Origin of the sequence: Nocardia sp. NPDC050697 (assembly GCF_040654395.1) — a bacterium.
In the GTDB taxonomy this organism is placed as follows: domain Bacteria; phylum Actinomycetota; class Actinomycetes; order Mycobacteriales; family Mycobacteriaceae; genus Nocardia.
Genome location: NZ_JBFAHY010000003.1, coordinates 513,788 through 535,277 on the forward strand (window position 1 = coordinate 513,788; position 21,490 = coordinate 535,277).

The 21,490-nt window shown below is 70.8% G+C and carries 23 protein-coding genes; 11 read left to right on the forward strand and 12 right to left on the reverse strand.

Annotated features, from left to right (window positions below):
- Nucleotides 1-151: 151 nt before the first annotated feature.
- Nucleotides 152-1,057 (reverse strand): 3-oxoacyl-ACP reductase, encoded by a 906-nt coding sequence (locus AB0H71_RS14165; protein WP_357019650.1) that lies wholly within the window; start codon nucleotides 1,055-1,057, stop codon nucleotides 152-154.
- Nucleotides 1,058-1,100: 43 nt separating this feature from the next.
- Nucleotides 1,101-1,289 carry a ferredoxin gene (locus AB0H71_RS14170; protein WP_357019652.1) on the reverse strand — a complete coding sequence of 63 codons (189 nt, stop codon included), beginning with the start codon at nucleotides 1,287-1,289 and terminating at the stop codon, nucleotides 1,101-1,103.
- Nucleotides 1,290-1,454: 165 nt separating this feature from the next.
- Between AB0H71_RS14170 and AB0H71_RS14175 the strand changes: the two genes are divergently transcribed.
- Both AB0H71_RS14175 and AB0H71_RS14180 read left to right on the forward strand, forming a co-directional pair.
- A complete protein-coding gene (locus AB0H71_RS14175; RefSeq protein ID WP_357019655.1) occupies nucleotides 1,455-2,648 on the forward strand; it encodes an acyl-CoA dehydrogenase family protein in 1,194 nt (397 codons plus the stop codon).
- Nucleotides 2,649-2,673: 25 nt separating this feature from the next.
- Nucleotides 2,674-3,777: an acyl-CoA dehydrogenase family protein gene (locus AB0H71_RS14180; RefSeq protein ID WP_357019658.1), complete on the forward strand. Its 1,104-nt coding sequence runs from the start codon at nucleotides 2,674-2,676 to the stop codon at nucleotides 3,775-3,777.
- On the opposite strand, the gene AB0H71_RS14185 is transcribed toward AB0H71_RS14180, so the two are convergent.
- The 4 genes from AB0H71_RS14185 to AB0H71_RS14200 form a co-directional block, all read right to left on the reverse strand.
- Nucleotides 3,774-4,013, reverse strand: coding sequence for a hypothetical protein (locus AB0H71_RS14185; RefSeq protein ID WP_357019661.1), 240 nt, complete (start codon nucleotides 4,011-4,013; stop codon nucleotides 3,774-3,776). The genes AB0H71_RS14180 and AB0H71_RS14185 overlap by 4 nt on opposite strands.
- A complete protein-coding gene (locus AB0H71_RS14190) occupies nucleotides 4,010-4,207 on the reverse strand; it encodes an antitoxin Phd (protein ID WP_357019664.1) in 198 nt (65 codons plus the stop codon). The genes AB0H71_RS14185 and AB0H71_RS14190 overlap by 4 nt, the downstream gene beginning before the upstream one ends.
- Nucleotides 4,208-4,273: 66 nt before the next feature.
- A complete protein-coding gene (locus AB0H71_RS14195; RefSeq protein ID WP_357019666.1) occupies nucleotides 4,274-5,128 on the reverse strand; it encodes an acyl-CoA thioesterase domain-containing protein in 855 nt (284 codons plus the stop codon).
- A gap of 64 nt (nucleotides 5,129-5,192) precedes the next feature.
- Nucleotides 5,193-6,839 carry an acyl-CoA synthetase gene (locus AB0H71_RS14200; protein ID WP_357019669.1) on the reverse strand — a complete coding sequence of 549 codons (1,647 nt, stop codon included), beginning with the start codon at nucleotides 6,837-6,839 and terminating at the stop codon, nucleotides 5,193-5,195.
- Between the two features lie 61 nt (nucleotides 6,840-6,900).
- Between AB0H71_RS14200 and AB0H71_RS14205 the strand changes: the two genes are divergently transcribed.
- On the forward strand, nucleotides 6,901-7,680 hold the full coding sequence (locus tag AB0H71_RS14205) for a crotonase/enoyl-CoA hydratase family protein (RefSeq protein ID WP_357019672.1): 780 nt from the start codon (nucleotides 6,901-6,903) through the stop codon (nucleotides 7,678-7,680).
- A 104-nt stretch (nucleotides 7,681-7,784) separates the two neighbouring features.
- Here the strand turns inward: AB0H71_RS14205 and AB0H71_RS14210 are convergent, their stop codons facing one another.
- Complete coding sequence (locus tag AB0H71_RS14210; protein WP_357019675.1) at nucleotides 7,785-8,204, reverse strand: VOC family protein; 420 nt, start codon at nucleotides 8,202-8,204, stop codon at nucleotides 7,785-7,787.
- Between the two features lie 119 nt (nucleotides 8,205-8,323).
- Here AB0H71_RS14210 and AB0H71_RS14215 point away from each other — a divergent pair, with 119 nt between their 5' ends.
- Nucleotides 8,324-9,325 (forward strand): sigma-70 family RNA polymerase sigma factor, encoded by a 1,002-nt coding sequence (locus tag AB0H71_RS14215; RefSeq protein ID WP_357019678.1) that lies wholly within the window; start codon nucleotides 8,324-8,326, stop codon nucleotides 9,323-9,325.
- A 15-nt stretch (nucleotides 9,326-9,340) separates the two neighbouring features.
- Here the strand turns inward: AB0H71_RS14215 and AB0H71_RS14220 are convergent, their stop codons facing one another.
- On the reverse strand, nucleotides 9,341-10,378 hold the full coding sequence (locus tag AB0H71_RS14220) for an LLM class F420-dependent oxidoreductase (RefSeq protein WP_357019680.1): 1,038 nt from the start codon (nucleotides 10,376-10,378) through the stop codon (nucleotides 9,341-9,343).
- A gap of 149 nt (nucleotides 10,379-10,527) precedes the next feature.
- Between AB0H71_RS14220 and AB0H71_RS14225 the strand changes: the two genes are divergently transcribed.
- Genes AB0H71_RS14225 through AB0H71_RS14245 form a run of 5 tightly spaced genes read left to right on the forward strand, consistent with a single transcriptional unit; the run spans nucleotide 10,528 to nucleotide 14,963 of the window.
- The gene (locus tag AB0H71_RS14225) at nucleotides 10,528-11,454 is read left to right on the forward strand and encodes an OB-fold domain-containing protein (protein WP_357020375.1); all 927 of its coding nucleotides are present in this window, start codon (nucleotides 10,528-10,530) and stop codon (nucleotides 11,452-11,454) included.
- Nucleotides 11,451-12,500, forward strand: a complete 1,050-nt coding sequence (locus AB0H71_RS14230) for a thiolase domain-containing protein (RefSeq protein WP_357019681.1) — start codon at nucleotides 11,451-11,453, stop codon at nucleotides 12,498-12,500. The genes AB0H71_RS14225 and AB0H71_RS14230 overlap by 4 nt, the downstream gene beginning before the upstream one ends.
- Entirely contained in the window at nucleotides 12,497-13,666 is a 1,170-nt protein-coding gene (locus AB0H71_RS14235) for a thiolase domain-containing protein (RefSeq protein ID WP_357019682.1), read from the forward strand. The genes AB0H71_RS14230 and AB0H71_RS14235 overlap by 4 nt, the downstream gene beginning before the upstream one ends.
- 8 nt (nucleotides 13,667-13,674) lie before the next feature.
- Nucleotides 13,675-14,559, forward strand: a complete 885-nt coding sequence (locus AB0H71_RS14240; RefSeq protein ID WP_357020378.1) for a TIGR03619 family F420-dependent LLM class oxidoreductase — start codon at nucleotides 13,675-13,677, stop codon at nucleotides 14,557-14,559.
- On the forward strand, nucleotides 14,556-14,963 hold the full coding sequence (locus AB0H71_RS14245; RefSeq protein WP_357019684.1) for a nuclear transport factor 2 family protein: 408 nt from the start codon (nucleotides 14,556-14,558) through the stop codon (nucleotides 14,961-14,963). The genes AB0H71_RS14240 and AB0H71_RS14245 overlap by 4 nt, the downstream gene beginning before the upstream one ends.
- Before the next feature lie 119 nt (nucleotides 14,964-15,082).
- On the opposite strand, the gene AB0H71_RS14250 is transcribed toward AB0H71_RS14245, so the two are convergent.
- Nucleotides 15,083-16,324: a cytochrome P450 gene (locus tag AB0H71_RS14250; RefSeq protein ID WP_357019687.1), complete on the reverse strand. Its 1,242-nt coding sequence runs from the start codon at nucleotides 16,322-16,324 to the stop codon at nucleotides 15,083-15,085.
- 113 nt (nucleotides 16,325-16,437) lie between these two features.
- On the opposite strand from AB0H71_RS14250, the gene AB0H71_RS14255 reads away from it, so the two are divergent.
- Entirely contained in the window at nucleotides 16,438-17,601 is a 1,164-nt protein-coding gene (locus AB0H71_RS14255) for a steroid 3-ketoacyl-CoA thiolase (protein WP_357019690.1), read from the forward strand.
- 364 nt (nucleotides 17,602-17,965) lie between these two features.
- Nucleotides 17,966-18,382 (forward strand): helix-turn-helix domain-containing protein, encoded by a 417-nt coding sequence (locus AB0H71_RS14260; protein ID WP_011207048.1) that lies wholly within the window; start codon nucleotides 17,966-17,968, stop codon nucleotides 18,380-18,382.
- 309 nt (nucleotides 18,383-18,691) lie between these two features.
- Here AB0H71_RS14260 and AB0H71_RS14265 read toward each other — a convergent pair whose 3' ends face one another.
- Genes AB0H71_RS14265 through AB0H71_RS14275 form a run of 3 tightly spaced genes read right to left on the reverse strand, consistent with a single transcriptional unit; the run spans nucleotide 18,692 to nucleotide 21,476 of the window.
- Nucleotides 18,692-19,699, reverse strand: coding sequence for a hypothetical protein (locus AB0H71_RS14265; protein ID WP_357019692.1), 1,008 nt, complete (start codon nucleotides 19,697-19,699; stop codon nucleotides 18,692-18,694).
- Complete coding sequence (locus AB0H71_RS14270; protein ID WP_357019694.1) at nucleotides 19,696-20,199, reverse strand: ImmA/IrrE family metallo-endopeptidase; 504 nt, start codon at nucleotides 20,197-20,199, stop codon at nucleotides 19,696-19,698. Before AB0H71_RS14270 ends, AB0H71_RS14265 begins: the two co-directional genes overlap by 4 nt.
- Complete coding sequence (locus AB0H71_RS14275) at nucleotides 20,196-21,476, reverse strand: hypothetical protein (protein ID WP_357019697.1); 1,281 nt, start codon at nucleotides 21,474-21,476, stop codon at nucleotides 20,196-20,198. Before AB0H71_RS14275 ends, AB0H71_RS14270 begins: the two co-directional genes overlap by 4 nt.
- Nucleotides 21,477-21,490 lie beyond the last annotated feature (14 nt).

A 21,490-nucleotide genomic window follows, 5' to 3' on the forward strand; every position in this document is an offset into this window, starting at 1 on the left:
CGGGGTTGAAATTGTAACGAGTGTCTATTCAGAACCGGACAGGTGTCTGTGAGGCACCCCACAGCGCAATCCCATGTCTACCCTGCGTGGCCGCCGCGATCAACAGTCCTGGACAGGTGATCAATACCGCGGTTCCGTGACCGGACGGCTATCAGCCCAGGTCGTTCAGCGACTTGGCGGAGAAAGTACGCCCCTCGGGGCGCTCGGCGAAGTAGGCGCCGAGTGTCTCGGCCAGTCCCGCGTCCGACCACTCCGAGCCGGCCGCGTCGAACCGCTGCTCGACCTCCGGCGCCGCCATCAGCGCCACCATCGGGCCGTACACCACGAACACCTGACCGCTCACCGCCTCCGCGGCGGGCGAGGAAAGATAGGTCACCAGCCGGGCCACGTGCTCGGGCGCCAGCGGATCGACACCGTCGGCCGGCGCGTCGCTGAAGACCGCCGCCGTCATGGCGGTGCGGGCGCGCGGGCAGATGGCATTGGCGCGCACGCCGAACCGGGCCAGGCCGCGCGCCGCCGAGAGCGTCAGCGCGGTGATGCCCGCCTTGGCGGCGCCGTAGTTCGCCTGCCCCTCCGGGCCGAGCAGCCCGGCCTCGGAGGAGGTGTTGACGATCCGCCCGTACACCGGCGCGCCCGCCGCCTTGGACTTGCCGCGCCAGTAGGCGCCCGCGTTGCGGGTGAGCAGGAAGTGGCCGCGCAGGTGCACCGCGATCACCGCGTCCCACTCCTCGTCGGACATGTTGAACAGCATGCGGTCCCGGGTGATCCCGGCATTGTTGACCACGATGTCCAGCCCGCCGAAGGCCTCGTCGGCAATGGCGATCAGCGCGTCGGCGGTGTCCCGCTCGGCGATGCTGCCCGCCACGAACTCGGCCTTGGCGCCGAGCGCCCGGATGGCGGCCAGCGTCTCGGCCACCGCTTCGTTCTCGCTCAGGTCGTTGACCACGACCGAAGCGCCCGCGGCGGCAAGGGCGAGCGCCTCGGCCCTGCCGAGCCCGGCGCCCGCGCCGGTCACGATGGCCACTCGCCCCGCCAGGATCGGTTCTGCTTCGCTCACGGCGCCGACTTTAGAACGTGTTCCAGTTCACCGCAAGCAATTCTCAGGAGAGCCGCAGCGCGGCCTTGGGGCACTGCGCCACCGCCTCCTGCACCGCGGGCCGATCGGCCTCGGCCACCTCGTCGCCGTGGATGTGCAGGTAGTCGTCATCGTCGAGTTCGAACACGTCGGGGGCGATTCCGACGCAGACGCCGTTCGCTTCACACTGGTCGGTATCCAGATTGATCTTCATCGGGTTCTCCTCTGCCGGGGCTGCGGCTCGCGCGCCGGATCCGATCCGGGTCGTGGATCAATACTGGAACATGTTTCAGCCGATATGCAATGATCGGGTCAATCCATTCCCGTCGAAGCCCCTCGAGTGGCTCTCCTCGACCGATCCGAGTATGAGGTTCTGCCGATGCGCATCGCGTACACGCCGCAACAGGAACAACTCCGCGCCGAGCTCCGCGCCTACTTCGCGAAGCTGATCACCCCCGAGCGCCGGGCGGCGCTGAGCGCGCAGACCGGCGAGTACGGCGAGGGCAATGTCTACCGCGAGGTCGTCGCCGAGATGGGCAGGGACGGCTGGCTCGCGCTCGGCTGGCCGGAGGAGTTCGGCGGCCAGAACCGGCCGATCCTGGATCAGCTCATCTTCACCGACGAGGCCGCCATCGCCGGCGCGCCGGTGCCCTTCCTGACCATCAACTCGGTGGCGCCGACGATCATGCACTACGGCACCGACGAGCAGAAGAAGTTCTTCCTGCCCAAGATCGCGGCGGGCGAGCTGCACTTCGCCATCGGCTACTCCGAGCCGGGGGCAGGCACCGACCTGGCCTCGCTGCGCACCGCCGCGGTGCGCGACGGCGACGACTACGTGATCAACGGCCAGAAGATGTGGACCAGCCTGATCGCCTACGCCGACTACATCTGGCTGGCCGTGCGCACCGACCCGAGTGCCCGCAAGCACAAGGGCATCTCGATGCTCATCGTGCCGACCACGGCCGATGGCTTCTCCTGGACGCCGGTGCACACCATGGCGGGCCCGGACACCAGCGCCACCTACTACCAGGACGTCCGCGTTCCGGTGAGTTCCCGGGTGGGCGAGGAGAACGGCGGCTGGTCGCTGGTGACCAACCAGCTCAACCACGAGCGGGTGGCGCTCACCTCCGCCGCGGCGCTGCAGCTCGCGCTGCGACAGACCGTCGAGTGGGCGCGGGAGACCACCTCGCGGGACGGCAGCCGGGTGATCGACCAGGAGTGGGTGCAGCTCAATCTGGCGCGGGTGCACGCCAAGGTCGAGCACCTCAAGCTGCTGAACTGGGAGATCTCCAGCCGGGCCGATGCCGGTGGCGACGCCGCGCCGCGGCAGTGGGACGCCTCGGCCTGCAAGGTCTACGGCACCGAGCTCTCCACCGAGGCGTACCGGCTGCTCATGGAGGTGCTCGGCCCGCAGGCGTACCTGCGCCAGGACTCCCCCGGCGCGGTGCTGCGCGGGCGGCTGGAGCGCATGCACCGGGCCGCGCTCATCCTCACCTTCGGCGGCGGCACCAATGAGATCCAGCGCGACATCATCGCCATGACCGCGCTGCGCCAGCCCGCCGCCGCCCGCTGAACTTTCCCGAAGAGGTCGATGAATCATGGATTTCACCCCCACCGAGGCGCAGCAGGACCTGGGCAAGCTGACCGCGGAGGTCTGCGGCAAGCTCGTCACCGCCGACCGGCTGCGCGAACTCGACACCGCCGCCGTGCGCTTCGACGAGCCGCTCTGGGCGGCGCTGACCGAGGCCGGAGTACCTGCCGCGACGCTGCCGGAGGCGGCGGGCGGCAATGGTTTCGGCGTGCTGGAGCAGACCGCGGTGCTGCGTGAACTGGGCAAGCACGTGGCCGCGGTGCCGTACCTGTGGTCCGCGGTGCTCGGGGCCGGCGCGCTCGCCGAGTTCGGCTCCGGGGCGCAGCGCGAGCTGGCCGGGCGGGCGCTGCTCACCGTCGCGCTGGCCGAGGAGCGGAACTGGGGTGCGGCTCCCGCCGCCACCGGGGTCGCCGCCGGTGACGCGCTGACGGTGACCGGGGAGCTGATCACGGTGCCGTTCGCGGCGCAGGCGGAGCGGATCCTGGTGCCGGTCGCGGTGGGCGATTCGGTCGCCGTCGCGCTGGTCGACCCCGCGGGGTCCGGCGTCACCATCACCCAGCAGCTGGTGGTCGACCGCAGCCCGGAGTACCTGGTCGCGCTCGACGGCGCCCCCGCCGAGCTGGTCGGCGCCCTGGACGACGGCGCGCGCATCCTCGACTGGCTGCGGCTGCGCGCCTGGCTCGGGCTCGCCGCGCTGCAGCTCGGCACCCTGGAGCGGGCGCTGGAGCTGGTCGCCGGGTACGCCCGCGAGCGCGAGCAGTTCGGCAAGCCGGTCGGCAGCTTTCAAGCCGTCGCCCAGCGGCTCGCCGACGCCTACATCGACGTCCAGGGGCTGCGCCTCGCCGTCACTCAGGCCGCCTGGCAGCTCGCCGAGGGGCTGGACGCGGCCGGTGCGGTGCACACCGCCAAGTTCTGGGCCGCCGAGGCCGGGCACCGGGTCGCGCACACCGTGGTGCACGTGCACGGCGGTGTCGGCATCGACCGCGACCACATCGTGCAGAGCTACTTCATCGCCGCCAAGCACAACGAGTTCGCCCTCGGCGGCGCCACCGACCACCTCCGCGCCATCGGCGCGCTCTTCGCCGAGCGCGCGGATATCGCGGCGATCTAGGGGGTCGCGGCGAAGCTCGGCAACGCTGCCGCGATAGCCGGGACGTCGAGTTCGCCTTGGCAGACGGCCAGCACGAAACGCTCGGCTCGGTCGACGTGGAACGCGGCGTCCAGCGGGTGCCCGTTGAGGTGCAGGTACACCAGTGCCGAATCGAGCAGGCCGTAGTCGCGGACGTCCGGCGTCCCGAGCCGCTTCGCGAGGCCGAGCAGCTCGGGCAGCGTGAGGTACTCGGTCAAGCCAGCCTCCGGTTGAGCTCCTCACTCGCCCGGAGGACATGATCCGCTGCCTCGTTGAAGATCCGCGCCCGCTCGCTGATCGCGGTGATCACCGCGTTGCGCACGAACTGCTGCACGCTTGTTCCCTCGGCCTCGGCACGCTGCCGCAGCGCATCGAGTTCGTCGTCCGAGAAGCGGATGTTCAAGCCGGCCATGCAGCCGATGGCACCGCGCGGTACCACCCGGGAGAGCGAAGCCGGATCACCAGGGGTGAAACCGGCTCACGCGCCCCGCCGCTCGGCCGCGGCTTTGCGCCGCGCGTCCACCGCCTCGTTGTCCCGCGAGAAATCCACCTGCGCCGCCGGATTCGCGACGGCGGTGACGATGCAGCTGCCGAAGACCCCGTCGGCGTCGAAGAGCGTCGCGGTGCCGACCGAGACTCCATCGACCGCGATGTGGTTGTCCGCCTCGACCCCGATCGACGTCCCGCGCGGCAACCGGGCGAGGGCGAGCGTCAGATCACCGTTGATGAACCCGACCCCCTCGCTCCCCCAGTTCGTCATGAGGCTGGTGGACTCCCCGATGATCGCCGCGGCGGCGAAGGGGCCGGCCGGCTCGTCGAGCAGCACCGGGACCGGCTCCTGCCAGCAGCGTTTCCGGCTGTCGTTCTGGTGCTCGCCGAGCTCCGGGCTCCACCCGGCCGGGTGCGCGTCGCTACCCCAGATGTGCGTGGCCGGCCCGGCGCGCAGCGCGGCGGGCGGCGGCGCGGGCTGCTCGGCGCGGGTCCAGAGCGCGCCGGGCGGCTGCTCGGAGCGGCGCAGGAAGACCGCGCTGGCCCGCGCCACCACCTGGCCCTCCTGGCGCAGCTCGGCGTCGGCGACCACGATCCGGCGGCCGGTGCGGGCCGCGCTGGTGGTGAGCTCCACCGGCTTGCGCAGGGTGGGGCGGAAGAGGTCGACGGTGAGCCGGGCGGGCACGAACTCCGGCGCGCCGTACTCCCGATCCAGACACTCGGCGAGCAGCCCGCAGAGCGCGGGGCCGTTCACCATGTCCGGCGACCAGGCGCTGGCCGCCATGGCCAGCGGCGTGAACACCCGCTCGGCGGTGCGCTCGAAGAACGCCCACGGAAGATCCATCTCACCCTCCACACAACAGCGACGGGCCGCCGCGCGTCCCCGCGCGACGACCCGTCGAAAGCCCCTACTTACCGGTGCTCGCCTCGGCGTGCTCGTCGGCGGGCCTTGCCTCGGTCTGATCCTTGGCCCAGCGGTAGTCCGGCTTACCGGCCGGCGACCGCTTGATCTCGTCCACGAACCACAGGCTGCGCGGCAACTTGTACCTGGCGATGGTCTCGCACATCGTCGGGTGCAGCTCACTCAGGGTCGGCCGCGCCCCGTCGCGCGGCTGCACCACGGCGACCACGCGCTGACCCCAGCGCTCGTCCGCGACCCCGACCACCAGGGCGTCGAAGACATCCGGGTGCGCCTTGAGCGCCCCCTCGACCTCCTCGGGGAAGATCTTCTCGCCGCCGGAGTTGATGCTCACCGAGCCGCGGCCGAGCATGGTGACCGAGCCGTCCTCCTCCACCCGCGCGTAGTCGCCGGGGATGGAGTAGCGCACGCCGTCGTACTCCCGGAAGGTCGCGGCGGTCTTGACCTCGTCCTTGTAGTAGCCGAGCGGGATGTGCCCCTTGCGCGCCAGGATGCCGATCTGGCCGGAGCCGGGGACCACCGGCTTGCCGTCCTCGCCGAGCACCGAGGTGGAGGCGTCGATCTTGACCCGCGGCCCGCCGTCCGAGGCGCTGCCCTTGGCGACCACGCTGAGCCCGGCGAAACCGGTCTCCGACGAGCCGATGGAGTCGGTGATCATGGTGTTCGGCAGCAGCTCCAGGTACTTGTCCTTGAGGCTGGGCGAGAACAGCGCCGCCGAGCTGGCCAGCGCGTAGAGCGCGGAGTGCTCGTACGGCTTCCCGGTCTCCGGGTTGCCCTCGATCAGCGCGTCCAGCATGGGCCGCGCCATGGCGTCGCCGGTGATGAAGACGACGTTGATGGTGTGCCGGTCGATCTGCTGCCAGACCCCGTGCCCGCTGAACTCCGGGATCATCACCAGCTTGCCGCCGCTGAACAGGCTCTGGAACGAGGCCCACTGCGAGCCGCCGTGGATCATCGGCGGGATCGGGAACCGGGTCATCCCCGGGTTCGCGGCGCCCTGCTCGGCCAGCTCGGTCTCGGTCTTGACGTACTCGCCGGTCAGGAAGTTGATGCCGCCGCCGAGCACCCGCCACACGTCCTCCTGGCGCCACATGACGCCCTTCGGCAGGCCGGTGGTGCCTCCGGTGTAGAGCATGTAGATGTCGTCCGGCGAGCGCTCGCCGAAGTCCCGCTCGCCGCTCGCCGCGGCCAGCGCGGCCTCGTACTCGACCGCGCCATCCGGGTACGGGGTGTCGGTGCCGTCCTCCACCACGACGAGCGAGCGCAGCGCGGGCACCCGGGCCCGGACGGCCGCGACCTTGTCGCCGTAGCGCCGCTCGTGCACGAGCGCGACCATGTCCGAGTTCTCGAAGATGTGCTGCAACTCGTTCTCGACGTAGCGGTAGTTGACGTTGATCATCACCGCCCGCGCCTTGAAAACCGCGACCATGGCCTCGATGGCCTCGATCGTGTTCCGCGAGTAGATGCCGACTTTGTCACCCGGACGCACGCCCTGTTCGAGCAGGTGGTGAGCGAGTTTGTTGGCCCGCTCCTCCAACTGGGCGTAGCTGATCTCCCGGGCGCCGTCGACCAGGGCGATCCGGTCCGGCATGAGATCGATGGCGTGTTCGACGAGATCCGCTATGTTGTAGCTCACAGAGCTAAAAATAGAACGTGTTACTGTTTCTGACAAGCCTCAGAAGTCAGGAGAACCCGATATGGCGCAGTGCCTCGTCGAGCAGCGGGACCATGTCCTCATCGTCACCTTGAATCGGCCCGAGGCGCGGAACGCGCTCACCACCGAGATGATGGGCATCATGCTCGATGCTTGGGACCGGGTGGACGAGGATCCGGAGATCCGGGTGGCGATCCTGACCGGCGCGGGCGGCGCCTTCTGCGCGGGCGCCGATCTCAAGGGCATGACCAAGCAGCACCCCGGCGAGACCTTCACCGGCGGCTTCGACGCCACCACGCTGCCCGCGCTGCTCAAGGGGCGCCGGCTGCGCAAGCCGCTGATCGCGGCGGTGGAGGGGGCGGCCATCGCGGGCGGCACCGAGATCCTGCAGGCCACCGATATCCGGATCGCGGGTGAGAGCGCCAAGTTCGGGGTCTCCGAGGCGCGCTGGGGGCTGTACCCGCTGGGCGGGTCGGCGGTGCGGCTGGTGCGCCAGCTGCCGTACACCGTCGCGGCCGACATCCTGCTCACCGGGCGGCACCTGAAGGCCGCGGAGGCGAAGGAGATCGGGCTGATCGGTTACGTCGTGCCGGACGGTAGTGCCCTGGACAAGGCGCTGGAGATCGCCGACGTGATCGCCGGGAACGGCCCGCTGGCGGTGCAGGCCATCCTGCGCACCATCCGGGAGACCGAGGGCATGCCGGAGGACGAGGCGTTCAAGATCGACGGCGAGGTCGGGATGGCGGTCTTCAAGACCAAGGACGCCAAGGAGGGGCCGCGCGCCTTCGCGGAGAAGCGGAAGGCAGTCTTCACGGGCGAATAGGCGTCCCGCGCCCGGCACGCCGGGGGGCTGGCGGGGCACCCCCGGGGCCGGGCGCGCAGCCACCGCGGCGCGGAGTGCGCCGGGTCGGGTGGCCGCTCGGCGGGCTACTCCGCGCCCGGGTGCTCCATCCAGAACGGCTCCCAGGTGTGGCCGTCGAGGTCGATGAAGTTGCGGCCGTACATGCCGACCTCCGCCTCCTCCGCCTTCTTGGTCTCGTCGACCTCCTCGGTGGCCCCCGCCGCGAGCGCGGCGTCGACGAGCGCGTCCACCTCCTGCGCGCTGCCGAGCGCGAGCGCGTACGAGGCGGCGCGGGCGGCCACCGTGTCCGCGGTCGGCCGCTTGCCGAAGGTCTGGAAGTACTCCCTGGTCAGCAGCATGAGGCAGATATTGTCGTCGATCACGATGCAGGACGCGTTGGCGTCGGTGAAGTCCTCGTTCACCTTCCAGCCGAGCGCCTCGTAGAAGCGCTTGGCGCGCGGCAGATCGGCGACGGGCAGGTTCACGAAGATCATCTTGCTGGCCACGGTGGCCTCCTGACGTGGTGCGTTCGGGGGTCACCAGGAAAGACGCCACGGCGCGGCGGAAATCATCGCGCGGAATTTCGGGGCTCAACACTGTCGGAGGGCTGTGGCAGGGTGAGCCCATGGAGACCCCCACCGCTGCTCACAGCGCCGGTGTCACCCCGGAGGTGCTCACCGCCTTCGAAGGGCACCGGCGCGAACTCTGCGCCTACGCGTACCGCATGCTCGGCTCCTCCTTCGAGGCCGAGGACGCGGTGCAGGAGACCTTCACCCGCGCCTGGAAGTCCTACGGCTCCTTCGAGGGGCGGGCCAGCCTGCGCTCCTGGCTGTACCGGATCGCGACCAATGTCTGCCTGGACATGCTGGACGGCCCGCAGCGCCGGGCCAGGCCGATGGATATGAACGGGCCCTCCCGCCCGGATTCCACGCTGCCCGCCCCGCAGCCGGATTACGTCTGGATCGAGCCCATCCCGAACGCGCTGGCCTTCGGCGCCGACCCGGCCGAGCACGCCAGCACCAAGGACACGCTGCGGCTCGCCTTCGTCGCGGCCTGTCAGCATCTTCCGGCCACCCAGCGCGCCATCCTGATCATGCGCGAGGTGCTCCGCTTCTCCGCCAACGAGACGGCGCAGGCGCTCACCATGTCGCCCGCCTCGGTGAACAGCGCGCTGCAGCGGGCCCGCGCCACCATGTCCAAGGTGACCCCGGCCGAGACCGACGAGTACGACGAAGCGAACGAGCAGCAGCGCAAGCTGGTCGACGATTTCGTCGCCGCCTTCGAGGCCTACGACATGGACACGCTCACCACGCTGCTCAAGACCGACGTGGCGCTCTCCATGCCGCCGCTGGAGCTGTGGGTCTCCGGGCCGGAGGATGTCGCCGCCTTCATGCTCGGGCACGGCGCCGCCTGCCGCGATTCCCGCATGGTGCGGCTGGCCGGCGCCAACGGCCTGCCCGCCTTCGGCCACTACAAGCCGAGCGGCGAGCCGGGGCTCTGGAAGCCGTGGTCGATCACCGTGCTGGAGCTGGATGGCGGCGCGGTCGCCGGGCTCAACTTCTTCCTCGACACCGACCGGCTCTTCCCGCTCTTCGGGCTCCCGCCGGAGCTGCGGGAGCCCGCCTGATTTCTAGAACGAGTTCTACCCCTGCACGAGGGGGGCGATCCGGCGCATGGACTCCAGGTCCGGCACCGAGATCAGGAGCATGGTGACGCCGGCCTTCTCCCAGACCGGGAGCTGCGCGCGCACGTGGTCCTCGTCGCCGATAATGGCGGTGTCGAGGATCATCTCGTCCGGCACCGCGGCGGCGGCCTCGGCCTTCTTCCCGGCCCGGAAGAGCTCGGTGATCTCGTCGACCTCGCGGTCGTAGCCCATGCGCCGGTACACCTGGGCGTGGAAGTTGAGCTCCGGCGCGCCCATGCCGCCGATGTAGAGCGACATCACCCAGCGCATGCGCTCGATCTCGGCCGCGGCGTCGTCGGTGACCACCACCTGGCAGCTGGCGGCGATCTCGAAGTCGGCCCGCGAACGCCGGGCGCCCGCGCGGGCGAACCCCTCGTCCAGCCACTCGTTGTACATCCCGGCGAGCCGGGGCGCGTAGTAGATAGCTAGCCAGCCGTCCGCGATCTCGGCGGTGAGCGCGACGTTCTTCGGCCCCTCCGCGCCCAGCCAGATGGGCAGATCCGCGCGCAGCGGGTGCGTGATCGGCTTGAGCGGCTTGCCGAGCCCGGAGGCGCCGGGGCCGTCGTAGGGCAGCGGGTAGTGCGGGCCCGCGCTGGTCACCGGCGCCTCGCGGGCCAGCACCTGGCGCACGATATCGACGTACTCCCTGGTGCGCTGCAACGGCTTGGCGAACGGCTGGCCGTACCACCCCTCCACCACCTGCGGGCCGGAGACGCCGAGCCCGAGCACCGCCCGGCCGCCGCTCAGGTGGTCCAGGGTGAGCGCGTGCATGGCGGTGGAGGTGGGGGTGCGCGCGGAGAGCTGCACCACCGAGGTGCCGAGCCGCACCCGGCTGGTCCGCGAGCCCCACCAGGCGAGCGGGCCGAAGGCATCCGAGCCCCAGGACTCGGCGGCGAACACCGCGTCGAACCCGGCCTCCTCGGCCGCCGTCACCATCTCCCCGGCATTGGCGGGCGGGGCGGCCATCCAGTACCCGAGCTGCAGTCCGAACTTCATGATCGACTCCCTTTCCGGCCAACTGCTTGCCAGCAGAATAAGAACCTGTTCTACTCGATATCGTGACTCAGGGGAATACTGCTTCCGCCGTCGTCGCGGCCGCACCCGGCAATGATCCGGACAACGCGCCCGACGTACTCAGCGCGCCCCTGCGGGTGCGATTCGACTACACCAGATCGGCGGGCCCGATCATCGGCGCCTTCCTCGGCGGGCTGCGCGCCGGCCGGATCACCGGTATCCGCGGCTCGGACGGCCGGGTGCTGGTGCCACCGGCCGAGTTCGACCCGGTCACCAGCGAGCCGCTGACCGAGTTCGTCGACGTGGCCGAGGTCGGCACCGTCACGTCGTGGAGCTGGGTGAGCGACCCGCTGCCCGGCCAGCCGTTCGACCGGCCCTTCGCCTGGGCGCTGATCAAGCTGGACGGCGCCGACACCGCCCTGCTGCACGCGGTCGACGTGCCGAGCGCGGACGACATCAGCACCGGCCTGCGGGTCCGGGCGCGGTGGGCGGCCGAGCGCACCGGCTCGATCCAGGACATCGCGCACTTCGTGCCCGGCGAGGACGCCGAGCCCGCCGCCGGCACCGCGGACGCCGAGCCGGTGACCATCCTGACCACGCCGGTGGAGCTGCACTACAACCACACCGCCTCTCCTCAGGAAACGGTTTACCTGCGCGGGCTGGCCGAGGGCAAGCTCATCGGCGGCCGCACCGACGCCAATGGCAAGGTGTACTTCCCGCCGCGCGGCGCCAGCCCGACCGACGGCATCCCCACCGACGACATGGTGGAGCTCAGCGACAGGGGCACCGTCACCACCTTCTGCATCGTCAACGTGCCCTTCCTCGGGCAGCGGATCAAGCCGCCGTACGTCGCGGCCTACGTGCTGCTGGACGGCGCCGACATCCCCGTGCTGCACCTGGTGCTCGGCTGCGACGCGAGCGAGGTGCGGATGGGCATGCGGGTGGAGGCGGTCTGGAAGCCGCGCGAGGAGTGGGGCCACGGGCTGGAGAACGTGGACCACTTCCGGCCCAGCGGCGAACCGGACGCCGACTACGAGACCTACAAACACCACCTGTGAGGCCAACCGTGACCGACCACGCCACCGACATCGCAGTCGTCGGCTTCGCCCACGCCCCGCACGTGCCCGAGACCTTCGGCACCACGAACGGCGTGGAGATGCTGGTGCCGATCTTCCAGAAGCTCTACGACCGGCTCGGAATCGACAAGTCGCACATCGACTTCTGGTGCTCCGGCTCCTCCGACTGGCTGGCCGGGCGTGCCTTCTCCTTCATCTCCGCGGTGGACTCGATCGGCGCGGTGCCGCCGATCAACGAGTCGCACGTGGAGATGGACGCCGCCTGGGCGCTCTACGAGGCCTGGGTGAAGCTCCGCTCCGGTCAGGCGCAGACCGCCCTGGTCTACGGCTTCGGCAAGTCCTCCGCGGGCACGCTGCGCCGGACCCTCACCATGCAGCTGGACCCGTACCTGGTCGGGCCGCTCTGGCCGGACGCCGTCTCGGTGGCCGGGCTGCAGGCGCGCGCCGGGCTGGACGCCGGGCGCTGGTCCGAGCGCGACATGGCCGCCGTCGCCGCGGGCGCCGACGGCGATGTCGATGCCCTGCTGGCGAATCCGTACACCGCCAACCCGTTCCGCGCGCACGATGTCGCGCCGGTGACCGACGGCGCCGCCGCCGTCGTGCTCGCCGTCGGCGACCGGGCCCGCGAGCTCTGCGAGCGCCCGGCCTGGATCACCGGCATGGCGCACCGCATCGACCCGCAGGCCTTCGGCGTCCGCGACCTCACCGTCTCGCCGTCCACCACCGCGGCCGCGCAAGCCGTCACCGGCGGCGACACCGCCGGCTTCGACGTCGCCGAGCTGCACGCGCAGTTCAGCCACCAGCAGCTGATCCTGGCCGACGCCATCGGGCTGAAGCCGGAGACCAGGATCAACCCCTCCGGCGGCGCGCTGGCGGGCAACCCCATGTTCGCCGCCGGGCTGGAGCGCATCGGCTACGCGGCCGAGGCGATCATCTCGGGCTCCGCGAACCGGGCGCTGGCGCATGCCACCAGCGGCCCCGCCCTGCAGCAGAACCTGGTCACCGTCATCGAATCGGAGAACCGATGAGCTTCCCGGCCGCGGTGCTCGGCACCGGTCAAACCAATCACGTGACGAAACGCACCGACGTGTCCATGGCGGGCATGTGCCGGGAGGCGATCGATCGCGCCCTCGCCGATTCCGGCCTCACCATCGCCGACATCGACGCCGTCGTGGTCGGCAAGGCGCCCGACTTCTTCGAGGGCGTCATGATGCCGGAGCTGTACATGGCCGACGCGCTCGGCGCGGTCGGCAAGCCGATGATCCGGGTGCACACCGCGGGCTCGGTGGGCGGCTCGACCGGCGTCGTCGCGGCGAATCTCGTGCAGGCGGGCGTGCACCGGAAGGTGCTCGCGGTCTCCTGGGAGAAGCAGTCCGAGTCGAATGCCATGTGGGCGCTGTCGATTCCGGTGCCCTTCACCATGCCGGTCGGCGCCGGCGCGGGCGGGTACTTCGCCCCGCACGTGCGCTCCTACATCCGCCGCTCCAACGCGCCGCTGCACATCGGCGCCATGGTCGCGGCGAAGGACCGGCGCAATGGCGCCAAGAATCCGCTCGCGCACCTGCGTCAGCCGGACATCACCGTGGAGTCGGTGCTGGCCTCGCAGATGCTCTGGGACCCGATCCGCTTCGACGAGACCTGCCCCTCCTCGGACGGCGCCTGCGCGCTGGTCATCGGCGACGCCGAGGCCGCCGAGGCGGTGGAGGCCACCGGCCGCAAGGTCGCCTGGGTGCACGGCACCGCCATGCGCACCGAGCCCACCACTTTCGCGGGCCGCGACCAGGTGAACCCGCAGGCCGGGCGGGACGCCGCCGCCGCGCTCTGGGAGGCCGCCGGGATCAAGGACCCGCTGGCCGAGATCGACGCGGCCGAGATCTACGTGCCGTTCTCCTGGTTCGAGCCCATGTGGCTGGAGAACCTGGGCTTCGCCGCGCCGGGCGAGGGCTGGAAGCTCACCGAGAAGGGCGAGACCGAGATCGGCGGCCAGCTGCCGGTGAACCCCTCCGGCGGCGTGCTCTCCTCCAACCCCATCGGCGCCTCCGGCATGATCCGCTTCGCCGAGGCGGCCAAGCAGGTCATGGACCGGGCGGGCGACTACCAGGTGCCGGGCGCGCGCAAGGCGCTCGGCCACGCCTACGGCGGCGGTTCGCAGTACTTCTCCATGTGGGTCGTCGGCTCGGAGCGTCCGGCGTGAGCGCCCCGCTGAAGTTCACCGCCGGGATCGCGCTGAGCCCGCTGGAGCAGCTGCCCGCGCTGGCCAAGACCGCCGAGGAGGTCGGCTTCGCCTCGATCGCGCTGCCGGACTCGCTCTTCTACATGGAGTCGGCGGCGGCGAAGTACCCGTACACCGCGGACGGCAGCCGGTTCTGGGGCCCGGACACCCCGTGGGTGGATCCGCTCATCGCCACCGCCGCGATGGCGGCGGTCACCTCCACGCTGCGCTTCTACACCAATGTGCTCAAGCTGGGGTCGCGGAATCCGCTGCTGCTGGCCAGGCAGGTCGGCTCGGTGGCGAACCTCTCCGGGAACCGGTTCGGCTTCGGCGTCGGGATCGGCTGGGCGCCGGAGGAGTTCGAGTGGTGCGGGGTGCCGTACGAGCGCCGCGGCGCGCGGGTGGACGAGATGATCGAGGTCATCAAGCTGGTGCTGGCGGGCGGGATGGTCGAGTACCACGGCGAGTTCTTCGACTTCGACCGGCTGCAGATCAGCCCCGCGCCGAGCGAGCCGGTGCCGTTCTACATCGGCGGGCACACCAAGGTGGCGCTGCGCCGGGCCGCGAAGGTCGGCGACGGGTGGGCCTCGGCCATGATGACCTACGACGAGCTGGTCTCGACCATCGGCACGCTGCGCGAGCTGCGCGCCGAGTACGGCCGGGCCGATGATCCGTTCGAGATCCAGGCGGTCTGCGTGGACAAGTTCGGGCGCGCCGGGTACCAGGATCTGGCCGATGCCGGGGTCACCGACGCCATCACCATGCCCTGGCTGGCCGATGGGATCGGCTTCGACGGCCCCATCGAGGCCAAGCAGGAATCGATGCGGAAGTTCGCCGCCGAGTACATCGCCGACCCGATCGTGGCCGCCTCGTGAGCGGCACCGCGCGCGAGGCCGGGCTGGCCTCGCAGGCGGCGGTGCGGGCCCGCGACAAGGACGCCTGGCTCGCGCTCTTCGCCCCGGACGGGGTGGTCGAGGACCCGGTCGGCCCCTCCGGTTTCGATCCCGAGGGCAAGGGGCACCACGGGCCGGAGGCCATCGCCGCGTTCTGGGACAAGGCGATCGCCCCCACCGACGCCATCGAGTTCCACTTCGGCGACTCCTTCGCCTGCGGGAGCGAGATCGCCTTCACCGGGCTCATCCGCTCCACCCTCGGCGGCCACGTCATCGACGCCGAGGGCGTCTTCACCTACCGCGTCGACGCCGAGGGGCGCATCGCCGCCCTGCGCGCCTTCTGGGAAGTGGACCGGGCCATGAAGACCGCGCGTCCCGCGGGCTGACCGCGGACTTGCAAAGCCGGTCGGCGTACGCGCCGACCGGCTTTGCGCTGTCGTACGAAGCAGGCGACATACGGCAGAGGCCCCGCGGGGGCAACCCGCGGGGCCTCTCAGCAGCAAAACTACGGCGTGTAGTTCACCGGCAGGTGCTTGATCCCGTTCAACCACCCGGACCGCAACCGCTTCTCCCCGCCGACCCGGCTGATGTCAGGCAGGTGATCCGCGATCGCATTGAAGATCAGATCGACCTCGAGCCGGGCCAGGTTGGCGCCGATGCAGAAGTGCGCCCCGGTCCCGCCGAACGACAGGTGCGGGTTCGGGTCGCGGGTGATGTCGAAGGTGTCGGCGTTCTCGAACACCTCTTCGTCGAAGTTGGCCGAGCGGTACAGCATGACCACCCGCTGCCCCTTCTTGATCTCCACCCCGCCCAGCTCGACATCCTCCAGCGCGGTGCGCTGGAACGAGGTCACCGGCGTGGCCCAGCGGATGATCTCGTCGGCCGCCGTGGCGGGGCGGTTCTTCTTGAACAGCTCCCACTGCTCGGGGTGCTCGAGGAACGCCATCATGCCGTGCGTGATGGCATTGCGCGTGGTCTCGTTGCCCGCCACCGCCAGCATGATGACGAAGAAGCCGAACTCCTCCTCGCTGAGCTTGTGGCCGTCCAGATCCGCCTCGATGAGCTGGGTGACGATGTCGTTGGCCGGGTTGGCCTTGCGATCCGCCGCCATCTGGTACGCGTACATGAGGATCTCCGCCGAGGAGGCGGCCGGGTCGACGTCGATGTCCGGGTCGTCGTACCCGGTCATCTCGTTGGACCAGGTGAAGAGCTTCATCCGGTCCTCCTGCGGCACGCCGATCAGCTCGGCGATGGCCTGCAGCGGCAGCTCCGAGGCGATCTGCTCGACGAAGTCGCCGGTGCCGCGCTCGGCGGCGGTCTTGACGATCTGCTCGGCCCGGTTGGAGAGCTCCTCGCGCAGCCCGTTGATCACCCGCGGGGTGAAGCCGCGGCTGATGATCTTGCGCAGCTTGGTGTGCTCCGGCGCGTCCTTGTTGATCAGGACGAAGCGCTGCAGCTCGATCTGCTCGCGGGTGATGTCGTCGTTGAACCGCGGGATCGCGGTGTTCTCGTGCGTCGAGAAGACGTCGCTGCGGCGCGAGATCTCCTTGACGTCGGCGTGCTTACTGGCGACCCAGAACCCTCCGTCGCGGAACCCACCGACCTCGCGCGACTGCTCGTTCCACCAGATCGGCGCAGCCCGCCGCAGCTCGGCGAATTCCGCGGCCGGAACCCGCTCGGCGTAGATGGCCGGGTCGGTCACATCGAAGCCCTCCGGCAGGTTCGGCCGGTTCCGTGTGTCTACCACCAGATGTCTCCTTCGACACTGTCCTCGAACGACAAACTGAAACACGTTCTACACTCATTACAGCACATAGTGCGTGAACACGTTTCATTTTTATCCCGAAGGAAAGGGTGGAGATGGGCACTCCCGTCATCGTCGAAGCGGCCCGTACCCCGATCGGCAAGCGCCGCGGCCAGCTCTCCGGCTTACACGCCGCGGAGCTTCTGGGCGCCGCGCAGCGCGGCATTCTGCAGCGGGCCGGGGTCGATCCGAGCCAGGTGGAGCAGGTCATCGGCGGCTGCGTCACCCAGGCAGGCGAGCAATCCAACAACATCACCAGGGTGGCGTGGCTTAACGAGGGGCTGCCCTGGCAGACCGCCGCCACCACCATCGACACCCAGTGCGGCTCGGCCCAGCAGGCCGCGCACCTGGTGGCCGGGCTGATCGCGGCGGACGCCATCGAGATCGGCCTCGCCTGCGGGGTGGAGGCCATGAGCCGGGTTCCGCTCGGCGCCAACGTGGGCGAGAACGCGGGCCCGCGCCGTCCCGACTCCTGGACCATCGACCTCCCCAACCAGTTCGAGGCGGCGGAGCGGATCGCCAAGCGGCGCGGCATCACCCGAGCCGACGTCGACGAGTTCGGCGCGCGCTCGCAGCGGCTGGCCGCGCAGGCGTGGGCCGAGGGCCGGTTCGACCGCGAGGTCCTCACGGTGACCGCGCCGGAAGTGGACAAGGAGGGCAACCGCACCGGGCAGACCCTCACGGTAAACCGGGACGGGGGGCTGCGCGAGACCACCGCCGAGGGGCTGGCCGCGCTGAAGCCGGTCCTGGAGGGCGGCATCCACACCGCGGGCAGCTCGTCGCAGATCTCGGACGGCGCCGCCGCCGTGCTGCTCATGGAGCAGGCCGCCGCCGAGCGGGCCGGGCTGCGGCCGCGGGCCCGGATCGTCACCCAGGTGGTGGTCGGCGCCGAGCCCGAGTTCCACCTGGACGGCCCGGTGCAGGCCTGCACCCGGTTGCTGGAGAAGTCGGGGATGAAGATCGGCGATCTCGACCTGTTCGAGATCAACGAGGCGTTCGCCTCGGTGGCGCTCTCCTGGGCGCGAGTGCACGAGCCCGACTTCGACCGGGTCAATGTGAACGGCGGCGCGATCGCCATCGGGCACCCGGTCGGCTCGACCGGATCCCGTTTGCTCACAACGGCTTTGCACGAGCTCGAGCGCACCGGCGGGAGCACCGCGATGGTGCTGATGTGCGCGGGCGGGGCGCTCGCCACCGGCACCATCATCGAGCGGCTCTAGCCCGGAAGTGTCGATTCCGGTCGGTTTCGTTGAACGTTCATCTCCCAGTGGCGAGAACGTGTTGTACACCACACGTGACGGAACCGGCCGGAATAGATGAGACATCAGCTACTTTCGAGCGAACTTCGGTCCGTAGTCGACCGTTCGCCCGACAGGCGAGAACCGTTGCCATGTGCCGGTCGCCCAGAGACCCTCGCGTCAACCCGCAAACGTCGATTCGAAGCCACTTCAGCCGACGGAGTGGCGTGAGGCGTCAGGAAATACGCAATCAGGCGTAGGTTTTCAGTTACTGAGCCGCTAATATCAATGATAGGTATCCGAGATAACCTCTCTTAGTACAGCGAAGGGAATTGGGCGGCTCACAATGGCTGATTTCGCGGCGCGGCTGAACAAGCTGTTCGAAACCGTGCATCCCCCGGGGCGCAAGCCGCACACCAACGCGGAGGTTGCGGCAGCGCTGACAGCCTCCGGGCATCCGATCTCGAAACCGTACCTGTCGCAGTTGCGCTCGGGGCAGCGGACGAACCCGTCGGACGAGACGGTGGCGGCACTGGCCAAGTTCTTCAAGGTCAAGCCGGACTACTTCTTCAACGACATCTACGCGGCCAAGATCGACCACGACCTGGAGCTGCTGTCGCAGCTCCAGGGCTACGGGCTGCGCAGGCTGTCGAGCCGGGCGTTCGACCTCTCCGAAGAATCGCAGAACCTTCTCACCTCCATGGCGGAGAAGTTGCGAGCCAGTGAGGGCCTACCGGAAATTCCTCCGGACGGGACGGAATAGGGTTCCACGACAACGCGGCGCGGTGCGGTCCAGGGGGCCGCACCGCGCCGCGTTGTGAGCTATCACAACGCGGCGGCCCCGCGCCGGGACACTTCCCGGACATCCGGGTGTCCACTGTGTGCGCTTAACGTTCATCTGCACGTGCATTCGCAAAAATGCACGAGCGAAGCGAAACAGATTCTCGTCAGATGGATAGCGCGGTTCCGCCGACTTTCCGGACGGCAGTGATTCCGACCCATCGGTCCGATCGGCGAATCTCCAGCGGACCCCCGAGTGCCCCCGAAATTACGGGCACCCGGATTCATCCGATCATTCGCGAACGTGCGCGCCGCCCCCCGGTTCGAACGCGCGGGCAATCGCCCGCACCCATCCGCGCGGGCTGATTCCGGCGGGCGGGGCGATCCAGCGCGCGTCCACCCCGTCGCTGCCGCGCGGGTCCCGCGCCCAGCGGGCGACCGCGGCCGCCCGTTCGGGCACCGAGGCGGGCGGCCCGCCCGCGGCGAACCGCGCCCCGCCCCCGGCCTGCAGGTAGAGCGCATCCATGATCTGGGTGATCTGGTCGGAGGCGCGCAGCTGGGTCGACCACGCCGACTGCTCGTGCGCCACGACCTGCGGAAAGCGGCGGACCAGCAGGCTGTGCAGTGCGTGCGTGCGGCGCATGAGCAGCCGGGCACGCAGCCACAGCTCCACCACGATCCAGACCGCGCCGAGCCCGATCAGCAGCCCCGCGAGCTCCCACAGCCGGGCGAACGGGAGCGCCGCACCGGCCGCGCGCGCCGGCTCCCCAGCCCAGGCCCGGCGCAGCTCCGCGGCGGCCAGCAGCCCGATCAGGGCGGTGCCGGCGGTGTAGAGCGCGATGCCGCGGCCGAGCGCGGTCCAGTCCAGGTTGCGCAGCCCGGTGACCACGATCAACAGGCAGCCGAGCGCGACGACGGCCCAGCCGAAGGTGGTCGACCAGGCGAGCGTGACCACCGCGGCCCCGGTGCCGACGCCGTAGATGCCCGCGGCGATGCGGCGCAGGTTGCCGCGCGAGACCACCGGCCAGGCCGCCGAGGCCACCACCGAGGTGGCGGTGGCGAAGCCGATCCAGGCGGCGGTGTGCAGCGCGCCGGAGAGCAGCCCGGAGGGCACCCCGCCGGGGAGCGCGTTGTCCAGCGCGAGCCCGATCTCCGGGACCGCGACGGTCGCCGCGGCGGCGACGGCGGCGACCGCGAGCACGATCGCCACCCGCGCGGTGGTGGCCGGCTTGACCAGCACCCGCCCGACCCGGGCGCCCGCGGCGATCCAGACCAGCAGGGCGGTGATCCACGGCGTCATCCGAGTGCCTCGTCGAATCGCAGGACCGAGACGCCCGCGCCCCGGTTGGCGAAGACGCGCAGCCGCGTCATGAGCATGGCGGCGAAGGTCTCGGCCTCCCACTCGGCGTGCTCGTCCGCGCCGTCCTCGACGATCTCCTGGTGCGAGCGCTGGCTGAGCATGTAGGCGATGAGGTCGTCGCCGGCGGCCAGCGTGACCTCCTCGGCCGGGGCGCCCTCGTGCGCGAAGACGATGTGACCGAGTTCGTGGGCCAGCGTGTGGTCGCGGCCGGGCAGCGCCTCGGCGAGCACGATGACGTCGCGCTCCGGGTAGCGGCGGCGCTGGCCGCAGACGCCCGGCCCGAGCCGGGCGCTGGTGATCTCGATCTCCCGGCCGCGCTCCCGGCCGATGGCGTGCACCACCTCGTCCAGGGTGGTGGCGTCGGAGTCGGCGGCGACGGCGCAGACGGCGTCGACCGCCGCCGCGACGCGACGGTACGAGCGGGTGAGGGTCCTGGTCATCGGCGGGCTCCGGGTCCGAAGAATTCGGCTCTGGCGGCGTCGGTGCGCGCCTGGGCCGCGGCGGCGCTGCGGAAGCTCACGGTGCCGGCGGCGGCGGCCGCCATGGCCATGGCGGCGAGGCCGCCGAGTACCGGGAGGAGCGGGGCCGACGGGAGGGGGTCGGCGTCAGCGGAGGTGCGGACGTCGGGTGGGGCGTTTTCCGGGGCGCCGATGGGGATCGGGGTGCCGGGTGGGGCGGCGTTCGGCGAGGCGCCGGGGTTCGGCAAAGCGCCGGGGCTCGGCGGGGCGCCAAGGTTCGGCGAAGTACCGGGGTTCGGCGAAGCGCCAGGGTTCGGCGAAGCGCCAGGGTTCGGCGAAGCGCCGGGGTCCGGCGAGGCGGCCGGGTCCGGCGAGGCGCCGGGTGGGGCGGAGTCCGGGGCGGCCGGGGCGCCCGGTGCCGCTGGGCGGTCGACGGAATCCGTATCGCCGCCCGGCGCTGTGAAGGGGCCCGGCTCGCCCGACGCGTCCGCACCGTCGTCGGAATCCGAGCTGTCACCACCCGGCGCGCCCGGACTCTCCGGGGCATCCGCGCGTTCCGGCGCTCCGAGCGTGCCGGGGCTCTCCGATTCGCCGGGAGCGGGCTCTTGCGGATCGACCGGCTCGACGCCGGGCTGGGACAGCACCGGGAGGGCGGGAATCGGAATGAGCAGGAGCAGCGGGACAGCGGAGGTGAGGGAGAGGGCCGTCGCGGCGGAGATGATCGCGGCCGGAGCCAGCGCGATGGGGCCCGCGGAGCCGGAGGGCACGGACGTGTCACCCCCGGCAACGCCGCCGACCGAGACAACCCCGCCAAGCTCGAGCCCCGCCGAAACGGAGAGCCCCACACCGGCGGAACCCCCTGCCCCGAAACCGATCCCGGCCGACCCACCGAACATCAACCCGAGCCCGGCCGACCCCGCCCCCAGCAGCACCGGCGGCACGACCGCAGCCGGAACGGCGGTCGTGGTCCCCGCCACCTCGGCCTCGGTGGTGCGCACCGGCTCGGCCGTGCTCTGCACGACCGGAGGCACCTCGGCAACCGTCTCCTCGACGGTCCGGCTAACCGACACGCCGGTGGACGACGGCCCCTCCTCGGTGACCGTCGACGGCCGCACCTCTTCGGTAGTGTCTGGCACAGACGCCGTGGTGGTCGGCGCGACCGACGTCGTCACGCTCGGCGTCGCGGTCGCGGAGGGCGTAGCGGTAACCGTCTCGGACGGCTCGGCAAGAGCGACGACCTGCACTGACAGCGCAATCACAGCAACAGCCGCAG

Bases quoted from the DNA above. Each gene is read 5' to 3' on its own strand.
- AB0H71_RS14180 (WP_357019658.1), top strand. From the start codon at position 2,674: ATGGATTTCACCCCCACCGAGGCGCAGCAGGACCTGGGCAAGCTGACC.
- AB0H71_RS14195 (WP_357019666.1), bottom strand. From the start codon at position 5,128: ATGGATCTTCCGTGGGCGTTCTTCGAGCGCACCGCCGAGCGGGTGTTC.
- AB0H71_RS14215 (WP_357019678.1), top strand. From the start codon at position 8,324: ATGGAGACCCCCACCGCTGCTCACAGCGCCGGTGTCACCCCGGAGGTG.
- AB0H71_RS14260 (WP_011207048.1), top strand. From the start codon at position 17,966: ATGGCTGATTTCGCGGCGCGGCTGAACAAGCTGTTCGAAACCGTGCAT.
- AB0H71_RS14265 (WP_357019692.1), bottom strand. From the start codon at position 19,699: ATGACGCCGTGGATCACCGCCCTGCTGGTCTGGATCGCCGCGGGCGCC.
- AB0H71_RS14270 (WP_357019694.1), bottom strand. From the start codon at position 20,199: ATGACCAGGACCCTCACCCGCTCGTACCGTCGCGTCGCGGCGGCGGTC.
- AB0H71_RS14255 (WP_357019690.1), top strand. From the start codon at position 16,438: ATGGGCACTCCCGTCATCGTCGAAGCGGCCCGTACCCCGATCGGCAAG.
- AB0H71_RS14220 (WP_357019680.1), bottom strand. From the start codon at position 10,378: ATGAAGTTCGGACTGCAGCTCGGGTACTGGATGGCCGCCCCGCCCGCC.
- AB0H71_RS14235 (WP_357019682.1), top strand. From the start codon at position 12,497: ATGAGCTTCCCGGCCGCGGTGCTCGGCACCGGTCAAACCAATCACGTG.
- AB0H71_RS14190 (WP_357019664.1), bottom strand. From the start codon at position 4,207: ATGGCCGGCTTGAACATCCGCTTCTCGGACGACGAACTCGATGCGCTG.
- AB0H71_RS14170 (WP_357019652.1), bottom strand. From the start codon at position 1,289: ATGAAGATCAATCTGGATACCGACCAGTGTGAAGCGAACGGCGTCTGC.
- AB0H71_RS14205 (WP_357019672.1), top strand. From the start codon at position 6,901: ATGGCGCAGTGCCTCGTCGAGCAGCGGGACCATGTCCTCATCGTCACC.
- AB0H71_RS14175 (WP_357019655.1), top strand. From the start codon at position 1,455: ATGCGCATCGCGTACACGCCGCAACAGGAACAACTCCGCGCCGAGCTC.